Source organism: Selenomonas dianae, assembly GCF_030644225.1.
GTDB classification, from domain to species: domain Bacteria; phylum Bacillota; class Negativicutes; order Selenomonadales; family Selenomonadaceae; genus Centipeda; species Centipeda dianae.
The window spans coordinates 727,532-743,781 of record NZ_CP128650.1 but is presented as its reverse complement, the minus strand read 5'-3'; the positions used below and the strand labels follow the sequence as shown (position 1 = coordinate 743,781).

At 58.6% G+C, this 16,250-nt stretch carries 16 protein-coding genes; all 16 read right to left on the bottom strand.

What is annotated here, in order from left to right; all coding sequences use genetic code 11:
• Nucleotides 1-105: 105 nt before the first annotated feature.
• Entirely contained in the window at nucleotides 106-1,290 is a 1,185-nt protein-coding gene (locus QU667_RS03545; protein ID WP_304987951.1) for a pyridoxal phosphate-dependent aminotransferase, read from the bottom strand.
• Nucleotides 1,291-1,358: 68 nt separating this feature from the next.
• Nucleotides 1,359-2,747 (bottom strand): aminopeptidase, encoded by a 1,389-nt coding sequence (locus QU667_RS03540; protein WP_304987950.1) that lies wholly within the window; start codon nucleotides 2,745-2,747, stop codon nucleotides 1,359-1,361.
• Nucleotides 2,748-2,960: 213 nt separating this feature from the next.
• Complete coding sequence (gene dusB / locus QU667_RS03535; RefSeq protein ID WP_304988396.1) at nucleotides 2,961-3,932, bottom strand: tRNA dihydrouridine synthase DusB; 972 nt, start codon at nucleotides 3,930-3,932, stop codon at nucleotides 2,961-2,963.
• An 8-nt stretch (nucleotides 3,933-3,940) separates the two neighbouring features.
• Nucleotides 3,941-4,708: a type III pantothenate kinase gene (locus tag QU667_RS03530; protein WP_304987948.1), complete on the bottom strand. Its 768-nt coding sequence runs from the start codon at nucleotides 4,706-4,708 to the stop codon at nucleotides 3,941-3,943.
• A gap of 15 nt (nucleotides 4,709-4,723) precedes the next feature.
• On the bottom strand, nucleotides 4,724-5,695 hold the full coding sequence (locus tag QU667_RS03525; protein WP_304987947.1) for a biotin--[acetyl-CoA-carboxylase] ligase: 972 nt from the start codon (nucleotides 5,693-5,695) through the stop codon (nucleotides 4,724-4,726).
• A gap of 91 nt (nucleotides 5,696-5,786) precedes the next feature.
• Nucleotides 5,787-7,151, bottom strand: a complete 1,365-nt coding sequence (locus QU667_RS03520; protein ID WP_304987946.1) for a bifunctional glycosyltransferase/class I SAM-dependent methyltransferase — start codon at nucleotides 7,149-7,151, stop codon at nucleotides 5,787-5,789.
• Between the two features lie 33 nt (nucleotides 7,152-7,184).
• Entirely contained in the window at nucleotides 7,185-7,970 is a 786-nt protein-coding gene (gene rfbF / locus QU667_RS03515; protein ID WP_304987945.1) for a glucose-1-phosphate cytidylyltransferase, read from the bottom strand.
• A gap of 220 nt (nucleotides 7,971-8,190) precedes the next feature.
• On the bottom strand, nucleotides 8,191-10,185 hold the full coding sequence (gene ftsH / locus QU667_RS03510) for an ATP-dependent zinc metalloprotease FtsH (RefSeq protein WP_304987944.1): 1,995 nt from the start codon (nucleotides 10,183-10,185) through the stop codon (nucleotides 8,191-8,193).
• A gap of 14 nt (nucleotides 10,186-10,199) precedes the next feature.
• On the bottom strand, nucleotides 10,200-10,745 hold the full coding sequence (gene hpt / locus QU667_RS03505; RefSeq protein WP_304987943.1) for a hypoxanthine phosphoribosyltransferase: 546 nt from the start codon (nucleotides 10,743-10,745) through the stop codon (nucleotides 10,200-10,202).
• Complete coding sequence (tilS, locus tag QU667_RS03500; RefSeq protein WP_304987942.1) at nucleotides 10,742-12,139, bottom strand: tRNA lysidine(34) synthetase TilS; 1,398 nt, start codon at nucleotides 12,137-12,139, stop codon at nucleotides 10,742-10,744. Before tilS ends, hpt begins: the two co-directional genes overlap by 4 nt.
• 110 nt (nucleotides 12,140-12,249) lie before the next feature.
• On the bottom strand, nucleotides 12,250-12,696 hold the full coding sequence (locus QU667_RS03495; protein WP_304987941.1) for a S1 domain-containing RNA-binding protein: 447 nt from the start codon (nucleotides 12,694-12,696) through the stop codon (nucleotides 12,250-12,252).
• A 96-nt stretch (nucleotides 12,697-12,792) separates the two neighbouring features.
• A complete protein-coding gene (locus tag QU667_RS03490) occupies nucleotides 12,793-13,092 on the bottom strand; it encodes an FtsB family cell division protein (protein WP_304987940.1) in 300 nt (99 codons plus the stop codon).
• Complete coding sequence (locus QU667_RS03485) at nucleotides 13,070-14,227, bottom strand: MGDG synthase family glycosyltransferase (RefSeq protein ID WP_304987939.1); 1,158 nt, start codon at nucleotides 14,225-14,227, stop codon at nucleotides 13,070-13,072. Before QU667_RS03485 ends, QU667_RS03490 begins: the two co-directional genes overlap by 23 nt.
• Before the next feature lie 64 nt (nucleotides 14,228-14,291).
• Entirely contained in the window at nucleotides 14,292-15,068 is a 777-nt protein-coding gene (locus tag QU667_RS03480; protein ID WP_304987938.1) for an SDR family NAD(P)-dependent oxidoreductase, read from the bottom strand.
• 61 nt (nucleotides 15,069-15,129) lie between these two features.
• Complete coding sequence (gene hbs, locus QU667_RS03475; RefSeq protein WP_304987937.1) at nucleotides 15,130-15,411, bottom strand: non-specific DNA-binding protein Hbs; 282 nt, start codon at nucleotides 15,409-15,411, stop codon at nucleotides 15,130-15,132.
• 143 nt (nucleotides 15,412-15,554) lie between these two features.
• On the bottom strand, nucleotides 15,555-16,250 hold the full coding sequence (locus QU667_RS03470; RefSeq protein WP_304987936.1) for an SAM-dependent methyltransferase: 696 nt from the start codon (nucleotides 16,248-16,250) through the stop codon (nucleotides 15,555-15,557).

The window sequence follows — 16,250 nt, the reverse complement described above, 5'->3', positions numbered from 1 at the left end:
ATACGCTTTTCAGAACGTAAATCGGTTCTAAGTATAGCTCCGTAAAGACCGATTGTCAATATGTCTTTTTAATGAAGTTATTATTAACGAACTTCATTCATGTATTTATTTGTAGGTTTTTGCCAACTTTTGAAACCGGGGCAGCGCACGTTCGATCATCGCCGTACGCACACAGTATGCCGCGCGAAAATAGCCGGGACAGCCGAAGTCCGCGCCCGGTACGAGGAGCAGGTCGAACTCCCGCGCACGTGTACAGAATGCGGCATCATCCTCCTCAAGAGCCTTCGGAAAGAGATAGAACGCCCCCTGCGGACGCATACAGTCAAACCCTGCCGCCGACAATCCTTCATAGAGGAGATTTGCGTTATGTGCGTATGTGCTCAGATCGGCAGCCTTTCCCGCACACCGCGCAATGACAAGCTGCCAGAGCGAAGGTGCATTGACGTGCGTAAGGACACGCGCCGCCCCCGCAATCGCACCGTAGACACGCGCAAAATCCACAGCAGTATCCGGCACGACAATGTATCCGATGCGCTCGCCCGGCAGGGAAAAGGACTTGCTGTAGGAGTAGCAGACGATCGTGTTCTCGTAGATGAGAGGAATACACGGTACGGTCAGTCCATCGTAGACGATCTCGCGGTACGGCTCATCCGCAATGATAAAGATCGGATGCCCGAACTCCACTTCCTTTGCACGTAAAAGCTCTGCAAGCCGCCGAATGGTCTCCGCACTGTAGACTGCGCCGCTCGGATTGTTCGGCGAGTTGATCACAACGGCTTTCGTGTGCGGCGTGATTGCCGCTTCGAGTGCCGTGAAGTCGATCTGAAAATCATCCGTCTTTGCAGGCACAACGACGAGCCTCCCCCCGCACGCCTCGACAAAAACGCGGTACTCTGGGAAAAACGGTGCAATCGTGATGAACTCATCGCCCGCCTCCGTCAGTGCCTTGAACACGATTGTCACGGATGCCGCCGCCCCCGCCGTGAGGAAGAGATTTTTCCCTGCGACTTCCAGTCCGAATCTCTTTTTGAGGTCGGCGGCAAGGATCTCGCGCACCTGCGGCTTGCCGGGGGCGATTGTATAACCGTGCACCTCCATCGGGTCGCTGTGCGTCAGAATGTCCACCGCCGCATCCCGAATGAAATCGGGCGTCGGTACGTTCGGATTGCCGAGGCTGAAGTCAAAGACATTCTCCGCGCCGACCTCCGCCGCACGTTTCTGTCCGTATTCAAAAATCGTGCGGATCGTGGATTTTTTCGTACCAAGCTCATACATCTGCGCCGAAACCATAGAGCGCTCCTTTCCAAAAAAACACCCCTGCCGCCAAACGACGGCAAGGGCATTTCTTCAAATCTTCCTCACGCATTCCGCAGAAACACGTCATAGCCCTTCTTCATCTCGTAGATGTCAGCCTTGCTCGTGACTTCCCACGGCGCGTGCATACTCATGACAGCAACACCGTTGTCGATCACGTCCATGCCGTAGCGTGCCATGATGTAGGCGATCGTCCCGCCGCCGCCGAGATCAACGCGCCCGAGTTCCGCAAGCTGATAGCTGACGTTGTTCTCGTCCATCATGCGGCGCAGCTCGCCGAGGTATTCCGCACGCGCATCGCTCGATCCGGACTTACCGCGTGCGCCCGTGAACTTGTTGAACACCATGCCGCGCCCGAGGTAGGCGACATTCTTCTTCTCAAACGCATCCGCATAGAGCCCATCGTACGCGCTTGAGACGTCCGACGAGAGCATTTTCGAATGTGCGAGGGTGCGGCGCAGGGCAATCTCCGTATACTGCCCGCAAGCGGAGAGCACCTCCGCAACCATATTCTCAAAGAACCGTGACTGCATCCCTGTCGCACCGACGCTGCCGATCTCCTCCTTGTCTACGAGCAGACAGCACGCCGTACGCTTCGGTGCGACCGTCTCAAGCATGGAGCACAGCGCCGTGTAGGAGCAGACGCGGTCGTCCTGCCCGTAGCCGAGCACCATGCTGCGGTCAAAGCCAAGCTCGCGTGCACGTCCCGCCGGAACGAGCGTCAGCTCCGCCGAGTTGAAGTCCTCCTCGGCGATGTCATAGTGCTCCTTGAGCAGAGCGAGAATCCCATCCTTTACAGATTCCTTGTCGTCTTTTTTCAGCGCGTAGCCGCCGATGAGCACATCCAGCTTCTCGCCCTCGATGACCTTCGCCGCCTTTTTCTCAAGCTGCTCCTGCGAGAGATGGACGAGCAGATCCGTCACGCAGAACACGGGATCGTCCGCCTTCTCACCGAGTGCGATCTCCACCACCGTGCCATCCTTCTTTACGACAACACCATGCAAAGCGAGCGGGATCGTCACCCACTGGTACTTCTTGATGCCGCCGTAGTAGTGCGTGTCGAAATATGCCAGACCATTGTCCTCATACAGCGGGTTCTGCTTCACATCAAGGCGGCAGGTGTCGATGTGCGCACCGAGGATGTTCATGCCATGCTCCATCGGCTCCGTCCCGATGTGAAAGAGCACGATTGCCTTCTTCATGTTGACGGCGTAGACCTTGTCCCCCGCCTTCAGCGTGCCGCCCTTTGCAACGACATCCGCAAGGTCGCGGTAGCCCGCCACCTGCGCCAGACGCACCGCCTCCGTCACGCTCTCGCGCTCCGTCTTGCAGTCCGAGAGGAAATCAATGTAGCCGTACGCGAGTGCATCGACTGCCGCACGCTCCGCCTCCGTGTATTTCGACCAGACCGATGCCTTCTTATCGTCACTCATAATAGTTCCTTTCATACATGTATGATTTCTTGTGAGATGTCCTACGCGAACACTTAGTTACGCAAGCGGTCGCGCCCTTGTACGCTTAAATACCGGCGGACTTCTTAAACGCGCTTCGCTTGAACGAAAGAAATCCGCCGGGGCGTACCGTGCGCTTCCTCCGCTTGCTCCACTATGGTTCGCTTAAGGACATCATCACAACAACGCTCCATATCATATATCCCATGCGGTATGCAAAATCCCTGCAAACTCCTCACGCGATGCCGCGCGATTGAACCGCTCGCGCAGCTCCGCGCTGCCTTTCAGCCCGCGCGTGTACCACGCCGCGTGTTTTCGCATCTCGCGGATGCCGATGTACTCGCCTTTATACCCGACGAGGAGATCCAGATGCCGCAGGATCACCCGCGCACGCTCCGCAAGGGTCGGCGGGGGCAGTTCCGCCCCCGTGTGCAGCCAGTGGATGAGCTGCGGAAAAATCCACGGATTCCCCTGCGCTCCGCGCCCGATCATCACCGCATCCGCGCCCGTGATGTCGAGCGCACGCGCGAGATCAGAGGGGCGTCGAATGTCACCGCTCACAATCACGGGGATATGCACAGCGCGTTTGACCTCTCCAATCGCCGCATAGTCCGCATTGCCGCTGTAGAACTGCTCGCGCGTCCGCCCGTGTACGGCGACCGCGTCCACGCCGACCGCCTCCGCCATCCGCGCAATCTCCACGGCGTTGCGCGAGGAATCGTCCCATCCGAGCCGCATTTTCACCGTAAACGGCAGCTTCGTCGCGCGGCGAATCGCGGTCAATATTACCTCCGCCTTTTTCGGCTCGCGCATGAGCGCCGAGCCCTCGCCGTTCTTCACAACCTTCGGCGCGGGACAGCCCATGTTGAAATCCAGAATGTCCGCCGTGCCGATCTCCTCGACGTAGGCGGCAGCCTCCGCCGCCATCGCCGCCGACTTTGCGAAGATCTGCATTGCAATCGGACGCTCTCCCGCCTCCGTCTTGAGCATCTTCATCGTATGCTCATTCCGGTAGTGGATGCCCTGACTGCTCACCATCTCCGCGAACGCGAGCGGACAGCCCATATCGTGCGCGATCACACGATATGCCGTATCCGTCACCCCCGCCATGGGCGCAAGAAAGACAGGATCGTTGAACGTGAACGCGCCAATCTTCATGGGCTTCATCATCGCGGTCACGGTTGATTCCGCTCGTAGAGAACGCGCAGCCCCGTGAGCGTCAGGAAGTGATCGACCTTGTCAATCGTCTGCGATTCCTTTGCCACCATGCGGGCAAAGCCACCCGTCGCGACCACCTTCATCTCCATCGCAAGCTCCGCCTTGATGCGACGCACAATTTCATCGATCTGTCCGACGAAGCCGTAGATGATGCCCGCCTGCATCCCCTGAATCGTGCTGCGGCAGACGACCGTCTTGGGCGGCACAAGTTCGATGCGCGGCAGCTGCGCCGCACGCTGAAAGAGCGCCTCCGCACTCAACCCAAGCCCGGGCGCAATCACGCCGCCGAGGAAGTCCCCGTTCTCCGCCACGATGTCGAACGTCGTCGCCGTCCCGATGTCAATGACGATAAGCGGCCCGCCAAACTGCTCGTGCGCACCGATGACATTCACAATACGGTCGGCACCGATGGCACGCGGGTTCTCATAGTTCAGGCGTATCCCCGTCCGTATGCCGGGACCGACGATCAGCGGGCGGATGCGGAAATACCGTTCACACATCTTGCGCAGTGGCACGACGAGCGGCGGCACAACCGACGATATAATGATCGCCTTGATGTCCGACATCTGAATGCCCTGATAACGAAACAGCTCGTTGAACAGAATGCCGTATTCGTCGCCTGTCTTCTGTCGATCCGTCGAGATGCGCCAATGCCGCAGGAGCTTTCGCCCCTCGTACGCGCCCATGACGATGTTGCTGTTGCCAATGTCCAATACTAGCAGCAAGTTCTTTCCTCCGTACTATTTCTTCGGGCGGATGGACACATCCCCCGCCAACACACGTCGTTGTCCCGCTTCTGTTTCGATGAGGAGAGCTCCCTCTGCATCGATATCCAACGCGACGCCCTCGAACTCCTCGCCGGCGGGAGCAATCACGCGCACCGTCTGTCCAAGCGTCACTGCATATTCCCGCCACGCCGCCAAGACGGGCGCAAAGCCATCGTGCTCCGCCTGTGCATAGAGATCATCGAGCGCACGCAGGAGTTCCTGCAAAAACGCCACGCGTGGCAGCGGCTCTCCTTTCATCTGCATCAGCGAAGTCGCAATCGAACGCAGCTCGGCGGGGAAATCCTCGGGCGCAATGTTCACATTGATGCCAATGCCGATCACAACGTAGTTCACGCGATCCATCTCCGCGCTCATCTCCGTGAGGATGCCGACCAGCTTGCGTCCGTCGTGCAAGATGTCGTTCGGCCACTTGATCGCCGCACGCAGTCCAAATTTTTCCATCGCACGCGCCACCGCAACCGCCGCCATCAGCGTACACTTCGGCGCATCCTGCGGCAGGAACGTCGGACGCAGCAGGATGCTCACCCAGATGCCCTTGCCGGGCGGCGAGAAAAACGCACGCTCCATGCGCCCGCGTCCTGTTCCCTGACTGTCGGCGACCACCACCGTCCCGTCCTCCGCCCCCGCACGCGCGAGATCCTTGAGGACGAGATTCGTCGAGTTCACGGTATCATAGCAGATCACCTTTCGCCCGATGAGCCGTGTCGCGAGTCCCTGCGTGATCTCCGTTTCGATCAAACGATCCGGTGCGCCCTGCAGCACATATCCGCTGCGCGGTGCGCTTGCTATATCATAACCCGCCTCGCGCAGCGCCGCAATCTTCTTCCACACCGCCGCACGCGTCACACCGAGACGCTGCGCCATCTTTTCCCCCGAGATATAGCCGCCCGCCGTGCGCAGCAGCTCCAACACATCGCTGCTCATATACACCACCCAATCAAAAAGCCGTTATCCGCCCCATTATAACGCAGATAACGGCTTCCCGCCACAAAAATATACAGAAAGAGGAATCCGCCTACGCACGGCGCGCCAACACGAAGTATTGATAGGCGTCCAGATCATCCGCACAGACGGGAACCGTCTTTAGGGACAAAAGCTCCGTTCGGAACGCCTCGATAAAGTCGGGGATCGAGACCACGTGCCACCGTAAATCCTCAATCACATATCCCGCTCCCTGAAAGAGCTCGATAATTTCATGCTTGGTAAAGAAACGCAGATGCGTGCGGTCAAGCAGCCCGAGATCCTGATATGACCAGAACCCTCTGACTACATCAAATATATTTCTGATGTTCGACACATTCGGAATACTCGCTACGAGCATACCGCCCGGGGCAAGCAGCTCCCGCATATTTCGCACCGATGTCCACGGGTCAACCAGATGCTCGATCACATCCGCCATGACGATATAGTCGAAGCGTTCCGAAATCTCCGCAGGATCGAGATTCTCCACATTCATCGAAAGGATCGTCGCATAGGGAGCCGCAATCGCTGCCGCGTTCTCGTTCAGCTCCACGCCGTACAGCTTTGCCGTCCGGTTCTGCGCCCCGATCTCACGCAGCGTCATCCCGCAGGCACAGCCGATCTCAAGCACGCGCAGCCCCTCGCGCGACAGATCCATCAGTGACAGGAGATCGCGCCGCACATAAAACGAGTAGTCCAAGGAAACGCCCCATTTCGCATGGAAAGCGCGGCGTTCCTCCCGCCTCCGCTCCTCGTATGCCGCCTGGTCCTGCACAATGACCATCTCGGCATGGTGCACATATACTTTCGGCAGGAACGCAGCGCCATACCCCGCCCGCGTCATGCGAATCGTATAGTCATAGGAGGCGATTGCAGGGATCACATAGCGCTCGTCGAGAACCCCCGCCGCATCCACAGCATCGCGCCGCACCATCAGCGCATAGAGTTCCGCAACGACAAGCGGCTCCTTCACATCCGGTACCGCGTCACGAATCGCCTCCGCGACGGATACAAAATCCTCCCACGAATGATACTCCTGCGCGGGGCTGCACTGCCCGTACGCATCTGTGCGTACAGCCACAGCACTCACCAGCCCCAGCGACGTATCCTCGATCAGCGCGTCGAGCATATCCTCCGCCGCAAACGGCGCGAGCATCGTATCCGCATGGAGAAAGAGCAGCACCTCACCGGCAGCGGCGCGAATCCCCATGTTCACCGCATGGGAAAAGCCGCCGTGTTCCTCCCTGCGGAGAATACGAACATCATCCCCCACAGAGGGAACGGCGACACAGTCCGCCGATCCGTCATCGACGACGATCAGCTCATACGGCAGACGCACCGTGCTGCGTATCGCCCAAACACATTTCCTGAGCTGTTCGTGCATATTGTAAACCGGGATGATGATACTCAGTTTCGCCATATTTATTCTCCAAGCACTGATGAAACCACCGATCTACCAGAGTTTCCACGGCGCACGCCCTGCTTCCCAGCGCCCTTCCAGACGGGTCTTATCCCGCTGCGTGTCCATGCACTGCCAGAACCCCGTATGCTTGTATGCGTGAAGCCCGCCGCTCCGCGCGATCGTTTCAAGCGGCTCCGTCTCAAAGACGCAGTCATCGTCGTCGCGCAGATAGTCAAACACCGCCGGCTCAACCACCATAAAGCCGCCGTTGATCCAGCCGCCGTCCTCCTTTGCCTTTTCAACGAAACGGCTAACCTCATTGGTCGAGGATTCGATATCCAGCACGCCGAACCTGCCGCCCGGCTGAATCGCCGTCATCGTAACGAGCGCCTGCCCCTTTTTCGCCTCGTGTGCCGCAATGAGCGCATACAGATCGACATCGCTCACACCGTCGCCATAGGTCAGCATGAACGGCTCGTCACCGATGTACTTTTGAATCCGCTTGATGCGGCAGCCCGTCTGGGCATTGAGCCCCGTATCGACGAGCGTCACCTTCCACGGCTCCGAGACATTGTTGTGCACCGTCATGCTGTTCCCCTGCGTGAAGTCAAAGGTGACATCCGAGGTGTGCAGGTAGTAGTCGGCAAAATACTCCTTGACCATATAGCCCTTGTAGCCGAGACAGATCACAAATTCATGAAACCCATAGTGCGAATAGATCTTCATGATGTGCCAGAGAATCGGCTTGCCGCCGATCTCGATCATGGGTTTCGGCCGGAGTGCCGACTCCTCGCTGATCCGCGTGCCAAGTCCGCCCGCCAAAATAACAACCTTCATACGTCTGCTCCCTTCGACATAGACTGCTTCACATAATGATGACCCATTTCCCCCGGCATCCCTACATCAATTTCTTATGTTTTCGCTCCCATCCCGACAAAATCCTGCCACCGCGCCACGGACGAGCAGCGTTGAACTGTGGGGTATGATGCCTATTCGGCAACCAAGAAAAGGCTCTGCCGCGTTCTCTCTCCTGCGGCAGAACCTTCATCTTGTTCTCCTATTTATTCCACTGGGTTACGTTGAATTTCGGCTCGGTCGTCGGAACGGGCGCGGGGCGTTCCTCAGCGGCACGCTCCGCCTCCGCACTCGTCTGCGTGGCATCGTCGATAACGACATCAACGGGGATCGGCAGAGGCTTTCCCGTATCATCGGACTTGTTCTCGTCTTTGTTCTTGTCCGTGATCGTGCCCTTCGTCATGAGTTCCTCCAACTCGGCTGCGTTCAGCGTCTCACGTTCCAACAGTGCCTGTGCAATGAGGTCGAGCTTGTCGCGGTTCTCCGTGATAATGACGCGGCACGCCTCGTATGCCTCCTCGATGTGGCGGCGCACCTCGCGGTCGATCTCGCCCGCAACTTCCTCGGAGTAGTTGCGCTCGCGATTAAAGTCACGCCCGAGGAACACCTGATGATTTTCCTCGCCGTAGGCGATGGGACCGACCGCCTCACTCATGCCGTACTGCATAATCATGCTGCGGATGATCTTCGTCGCCTGCTGTATGTCGCTCGATGCGCCCGTACTGATCTCGCCGAGCACGACCTCCTCGGCGACGCGTCCGCCGAGTGCGACCTTGATGCGGTCAATCAGCTCCGAACGCGTGCGGTAGGAACGATCCTCCTTCGGCAGGGACAGCATATAGCCGCCCGCGCGCCCACGCGGAATGATCGTGACCTTGTGCACGGGGTCGGCGTGCTTGAGCATAAGTCCGACGAGGGTATGACCACCCTCGTGGTACGCCGTGAGACGCTTCTCCTCGTCCGTCATGACGTGGGATTTGCGTTCAGGGCCTGCCAGCACGCGCTCGATGGCTTCCTCCGTCTCCGCCATATAGATTTTCTTCTTGTTGCGGCGGGCGGCGAGAAGCGCCGCCTCATTCACGAGGTTGCTCAGATCCGCGCCCGTAAAGCCCGGGGTGCGGCGTGCGAGCACGTCGAGATTGACATCGTCTGCAATCGGCTTGCCCTTCGTATGCACCTTCAGGATTGCCTCGCGTCCGCGCACATCGGGTTTATCCACAACGATCTGACGGTCGAAGCGGCCGGGGCGCAAAAGTGCGGGGTCAAGGACATCGGGGCGGTTCGTCGCTGCAATGATGATAATGCCCTCGTTGGAGGCGAAGCCGTCCATCTCGACGAGCAGCTGATTGAGCGTCTGCTCGCGCTCGTCATGCCCGCCGCCGAGACCTGCGCCGCGCTGGCGGCCGACGGCATCAATTTCATCAATAAACACAATGCACGGCGCGGATTTCTTCGCCTGCTCGAACAGGTCGCGCACACGCGAAGCACCGACGCCGACGAACATCTCGACAAAGTCGGAGCCGCTGATGGTGAAGAACTGTACGCCCGCCTCACCGGCAACCGCCTTTGCGAGGAGCGTCTTACCCGTACCCGGAGGACCAAAGAGGAGCACCCCCTTCGGGATGCGTGCGCCGAGTTCGTTGAATTTATCCGGGGTCTTGAGGAACTCTACGACCTCCTCAAGCTCCTGCTTTGCCTCATCCGCGCCCGCGACATCGGCGAACGTCACCTTTTTCTTGTCGCTCACCATTAGGCGCACGCGGGATTTGCCGAAGTTCATCATGCGCCCGCCGCCCATCTGAGACTGCTGCATGATAAAGAACCAAAAGCCGATGAGAATCGCAATCGGGATCAGCGATGTGAGCATCGTCTGCCACCATGGCGGCTCGGGCGGATTTTCCGCCGCAATGCTGATCCCCTTGTCCGCGAGACGCTTGTAAAGGTCTTGATCGCTGTTCGGCGCATCCGGCGCAATGGTCGTGAAGTCCGTCCCATCCGTGAGCGTACCGCGGATATTATTCTGAACGAGGACGACCTTGTCCACCTCGCCGTCCTTCACCTTCGCATTAAAATCGCTGTAGCTGAGCACCGTCGCCTGTGGTGTCTGGTGACTGCCCGACATATAGTCGGCGACCGTCCACACGACGAAGAACATGAGCGCATAAAACGCAAGATTTCTAAGGATTGATTGATTCAACTCTTCCCTCCCGTTTATTCGTACACAGAACGCTTGAGCACCCCGATGTAGGGCAGGTTCCGATATTTTTCCGCATAGTCCAGACCATAGCCCACGAGGAATTCATCCTCCACCTCGTGTCCGAGATAGTCGATCTCCACAGGCACGACACGGCGCGAGGGCTTCGACAGGAGTGCACAGATCTTGATGCTCTTGGGTTTGCGTGCCTGCAGCATCTGTTTCAAATAGTGCATCGTCGTTCCCGAGTCAATAATATCCTCGATGAGGATGATGTGTTTCCCCTCAATCGAAAAATCGAGATCCTTGAGGATCTTGACCTGCCCGCTCGACACCGTCGCCTCACCATAGCTGGATACAATCATGAAGTCAAAGGCGACAGGGTGAGCGATGGCACGCACGAGATCCGTGAAAAAGATCGCAGCCCCCTTGAGAATGCCGACACAGTAGACGGTCTCGGACGCATCCTTGTAATCCCGCGCAATCTCTGCGCCGAGTTCCTGTACGCGCGTCCGAATCTCATCCGCCGAGAAACAAATGCGCTCAATATCCTCACTCATCATTGGCTATCGTCTCCTTCATCATATGCAATGCGCACCACAGGCTCGCCCGGGATCGTCACGGGTGCAAGCACGCTGCGCCGCCCGCCCGCAATCCAGAAGATCTCCGATGTCCCCGCGATGGCGAGAAGGGGCAGCGTGTCCCGCTCCTCGCGCGGAATCTTATCGTCGATCAGAATATCCTTGAGTTTCCTGCGCCCGACAGGAAGCCGCATATAGTCCCCCGCCCGCCGCGTCCGCAGCACGAGCGCGGAAAGTGCGGCAGGGTCGGCATAGACCGCCGTCCGTTCCTGTGCTCTGCGCCAATCGTCCGCCGTCATGCGGGACAGTCGGCGCAGATGAAACTCCATGCCCTGAAAATTTATTATAGCATATTCACGGCTTAAAGGAAGTAAAATTTCTTCATTTTCCAAAGGGACTTTCATCGGAGATAATTGCATCAATGTCAGTACACCATAACGTGCAGCGGCATACCATCCGCGCTGCATCTCGACGCGTACCGCATGATCCGCCGAAACAAGAGCACGCAGGCGCTCCTCGTGGAGATAGGAAAAATCCTGTGCCGTCCCTGTCGTACGCATCCAGAAAAGGCGCAGAACGCGCCGCTGCATCGCAGCATGGAGAGTACGCAGTACGGCTAGGGAGAGGCCGCCGGGACACGCGGCGCATCCATAGGCATCCTCCGCAAGATGCGTGAGCAGATCCTCCTCCTCCGCCGCAAGTCCGCTGAGCCGTGTGAGTGCATCGCGCGCCGCAGGATTGTAGGTATGTGCCAGATACGGCAGGAGTTCGTGCCGCACGCGGTTGCGCCGTGTATCCAGCGTGTCATTCGTCGCATCATGGCGCGGCGTGAGCCCCCGCTCCGCCGCATATCGCGCAAGCTGCACACGCGTCACCGCAAGGAACGGCCGCAGATGCAGCCCGTCCCATTCCCGCATCCCCACAAGCCCCGCAGGGCCTGTCCCGCGTAGGATACGCAGAAGCACCGTCTCCGCGAGATCGTCCGCATGATGCGCGAGTACAACGGCATCGCATCCGCGCTCTGCACGAACACGGTGCAGGAAGTCGTAGCGGCAGATGCGTGCCGCCGTTTCAATCGAGTGTCCATGTGCGCGTGCATAGGCGGGCACATCCCCCGTGCCGAGGACGAACGGAATCCCCCGCGCGGCACAAAATTCAGCGACAAAGCGGGCATCCGCACGTGCTTCCGCTCCGCGAATCCCATGTTCATAGTGGGCACAGACGAGCTGCGCACCGTCTGCCGCACGCAGGAAATCCAAAACGTCCAAAAGCACAAGTGAATCCGTACCGCCGGAACAGGCGACGAGAAGTGTGCGCTGCGGACACAAAAGGTCATGTGCCCGCAGTACACGCGCTGTATGTTTTTGTAAATTCATCCTTCGATACAAAAAGGGCACTCCGCATGGAGTGCCCTTTTTCTCCTCACATACTGCATTCCGCCGCAAAGCGGCGCACACAGTTCATCGACATCAGCACGTCCCTGTCATCAGCCGCGACGCGAGCCGCGTCCGCCCCGCTTGGAGTCCGTCTTGCGGCGCAGGTCAGTCAGACGTTCGTCACTGTCCTTCAGAAAGCGCGACAGCTTGTCCTCAAAGGAAGGAGACCCCGGCTGCCGCGCGGCGGCAGTCCTGCGCATATCACGCGGAGGGCGCGGCGGACGCGCAGGAGCGGCAGACGGCTGCGCCGACACCGCAGATTTTTCCTGCAACGCCTTGATGGAAAGACCGATCTTTCCGCGCTCATCCACAGTGAGCACCTTGACCTTGACGGTATCACGCTCCCTGAGGAAATCATGCACATCGTTTACATAGACATCCGCAACCTCCGAGATGTGGATGAGCCCCGTCTTTCCCTCCGGAAGCTCGACAAAAGCGCCAAAATTGGTGATGCCCGTTACGACGCCCTCTACTACACTGCCAACTTCGATGGCCAATACAACTCTTCCCTTCAACTACAAACCGTCGGGGCAGCCCCCGTATGCATTACACGCTCATTATACAGGGCAGAGATACGCTGTGTCAAGAAATTCTCAGTTACCGCCCGTACGCTTTCCGGGGGCATAGGGAAGTTCTCCCGCCCCCGTCATGCCGAGTTCCTCTCGTGCGAGTTTCTCGATGTAGGGCAGCTCACCGAGCCGATCTTTCTCCGCACGCAGACGGTCATTCTCCGCCTGTGCTGCCGCAAGCCGCTGCGCCGCAATCACTTGATCCTCGTGTACATGGGAGAGGTAGAAGCCCTGTGAGACGATCATCGAGCCGAAATAACCCAGAACCAGCAATACGGTGATGATAAACCAACGCGGCCTCCTAGGCGTTCTTCTCTGTGCCATATACAGTCCCTCTCTCCCTTGTCAGGTACTCCATCAACATCGCGGCCACGCGCTGCGCCGCATCTGCACACGCACAGTCACGCGCCGCACAGCGCATCTCCGTCAGCCGATGCGCCAGGATCTCCTCCACTGCTGCGGACATGGACTCCCCCGGGTGCAGCCACACAGCCGCACCGCGCCGCGTCGCATAGATCGCATTCTCCGTCTCAGGCCCCGGGATCGGATCGTGCAGCAGGAGCGGCAGTCCCGCCGCAAATGCCTCGCTGAGCGTCAGTCCTCCCGGCTTTGTGATGAGAAGGTCTGCCGCGCACATCAGCGCCGGAATCGCATCCGTATAGGGAAAGACGTGAATATCGTGCCGTGACGTTTCTGCCAAACGACGCGCGTGCATCTCAAGTGCAGCATTGTGTCCCGCTGCGACGAGGATGGAAAGTCGCCGCTCCACCGTCGCAAGTGCCGCGAGTGTCCGATCAATGCCGCCGAGACCAAGCCCGCCGCCCATGAGGAGGAGGGTCGGCAGCTCCTCCGAAAGCCCGACCATCTCCCGCGCCGTTTGCCGTGTCAGTCCTTCATCCGCGCACGTGATCGGAATGCCCGCCGCGTGCACCGTCTGCGGCGCAAACCCGCGCACCGCCATCTCCCGCGCCATGGATTCCGTCGCAACGAAATAGGCATCCACACCGCGCACGAGCCACATCGCGTGCAGGGCATAATCCGTCATGAGCACCGCAAGGGAATAGGATGCACCGTGCCGCGTACGCCAAAGAGCCGCCGCCCCCTCGGGAAATGGATGCGTCGCAATGACGAGATCGGGGGCATATGCCTTGATGATCCGTCCCATGGTGCGCACCATCACCTGCGCGAATGCGCCGCGCACAATCCCGCCGCTCGCCCTTTTCCCCGCAATGCGGAAAAATACGTCGTAGAGATCGGGCACGAAGCGCAGCATCATGAGGTAGATCCGCTTCATGAGGTAGTGCACGGCGGAAACTTCCCGCGCCATAAAGTCCACCACATCCACCTGTATCATACCTGCCTGCGGATGCGCCGCAAGTGCCGCGCGGATCGCCTCTGCCGCACGCATATGCCCGGAGCCGATGGATGCCGTCAAAATGAGAATACGGGCACGCTCCATGCGCCACCTCCTCACACAGTTATGACTATTTTATCACAATTTTGAGCGGTGAACAAAAGATTTTTTACGCCGTCAGTCCCCCATCGACACAGTAGACGCTCCCCGTCACCCACGATGCAGCGGACGAGGCGAGAAAGGCAATCACAGACGCTGCCTCTGCGGGCGTACCGATGCGTCCCATCGGATAGTGTGCCGCCATCGCCCGCAGCTGTTCCTCGCGTGGCAGATGCGGCGTAAACTGCCGCTCGGTCAGCGGAGTCAGCACATCGGCGGGAGCGACGGCGTTCACGCGCACGCTGTCGCAGGCGAGTTCAAGCGCGAGCGAACGGGTAAAGGCGATGACTGCCCCCTTTGTCGCCGCGTACGCCGCACAGAAATAATTTCCATGCAGCCCCGCATCCGAGGCGACGTTGACAATATTGCCGTGCGACACGCGCAAATGCGACAGTGCCGCCTGTGTCAGATAAAACGTCCCCTTGACATTCGTCGCGATCAGCTCCTCAAGCAGATCCTCCGTGAGATCGTCAAGAGCTCCCTCCCGATAGAGCCCCGCAGAGTTAATCAGAATGTCGATTGCCCCGTATGCACGTATCGTCTCCTGCGCCGCACGCGCACAGTCCGCACGCAGACGCACATCCCCCTGCACAAAGCGAGCCCGCTCTCCTGCCACAAGTTCTCCCAATGCTCGCACGCCGCGCTCCGCGCCCCGCCCCATGAGGACGACACGCGCCCCGCCCGCAAGAAAGAGTGCTGCCGCAGCCCGTCCGATGCCCGACGTACCGCCTGAGATCAGTGCTGTTTTTCCTGCAAATGCCCCGTCGGAAAAAATTTTCGTTTCCATATCTCCCACCGCGAAACGAAAAAACCGGACTCCCTACAGGAAGTCCGGTCGTCGTACAAAATCAGTTCACACCGTTCACAGAATCCTTCAGAGCCTTGCCAGCCTTGAACACAGGCGACTTCGATGCCGGAATGTCGATCTCCTCGCCCGACTGCGGGTTGCGCCCCTTGCGCGCCTTGCGCCCCTTCACCTCAAATGTGCCGAAACCGATCAGCTGAATCTTGTCGCCCTCGGCAAGCGCGCTCTTGATCGTCTCAAAAATTGCGTTGACCGCCTTTTCTGCGTCCTTCTTCGTCAGACTTGCCTGCTCTGCTACGTTTGCGACCAATTCCTGCTTGTTCAAAGTAGCATCCTCCTTTAGATCATTTCATTTTTTCAGCGACCACACGGGTCGCACTGTCATGAGAGAATTTAACAGAATTACCTAGAAAAATCAAGGGGAAAATCGAAAAAAAGCGTTTTTTTTCCCTAAAACGACGGGTTTTTTTAGGTACTTTCCCAATATGAAGGGGTATATGGAATGAAAAGAGAGGTCAGATGGTCAATGTCATCCTGCCAATCCAATTCAAAGAGAGGGATACGGCGCACACTCTGATCGGGGAGCGCGAGATGATGCAGATAGATGACCTCCTGCGTATCGGGGAACTGCTCCATCAGAAGGATCTTGAGCTCTGAGGCAAGCTCACGCGAATAGAGCTGTGTGATGATGAGATCCTGCGCGGGCGGTGCTGCGACCGCCTCCTCATCCATGGCATCCACAATCGAGAGTCCGTGTACGGGATCGAGCCCCACTGCCGCAAAAATGATCTCCAAAAAGCTCATCGCGGGCAGGATCTCAAGCGGCATCCCCGCCTCTATTGCGCGTTCGCGCAGCAGCTGTACCGTACGTTCGGCAACAAAGGGACTGCCGGGAACGAGGTAGAGCACATCGCTCTCCCGTACGCGTGTCAAGAGATCGTCAACGATGCGCTCATAGAGCAGGTCAAAATCATCCGCTTCCTCGTAGAACGCATCGTACGTCTCATACGAGATCTCCGCCGCATCCAGAGCCTCCACCGTCGGGTGAATCCGTGTGCGCAGGAGAATGTGCTCCGCCGCCTCGATCCGCGCCCATGTCTCTCGCGTGATGAACCCCGCATCGCCCGGCCCAAGCCCCGCCACAGTCAGTTTATAGTCAGCCAT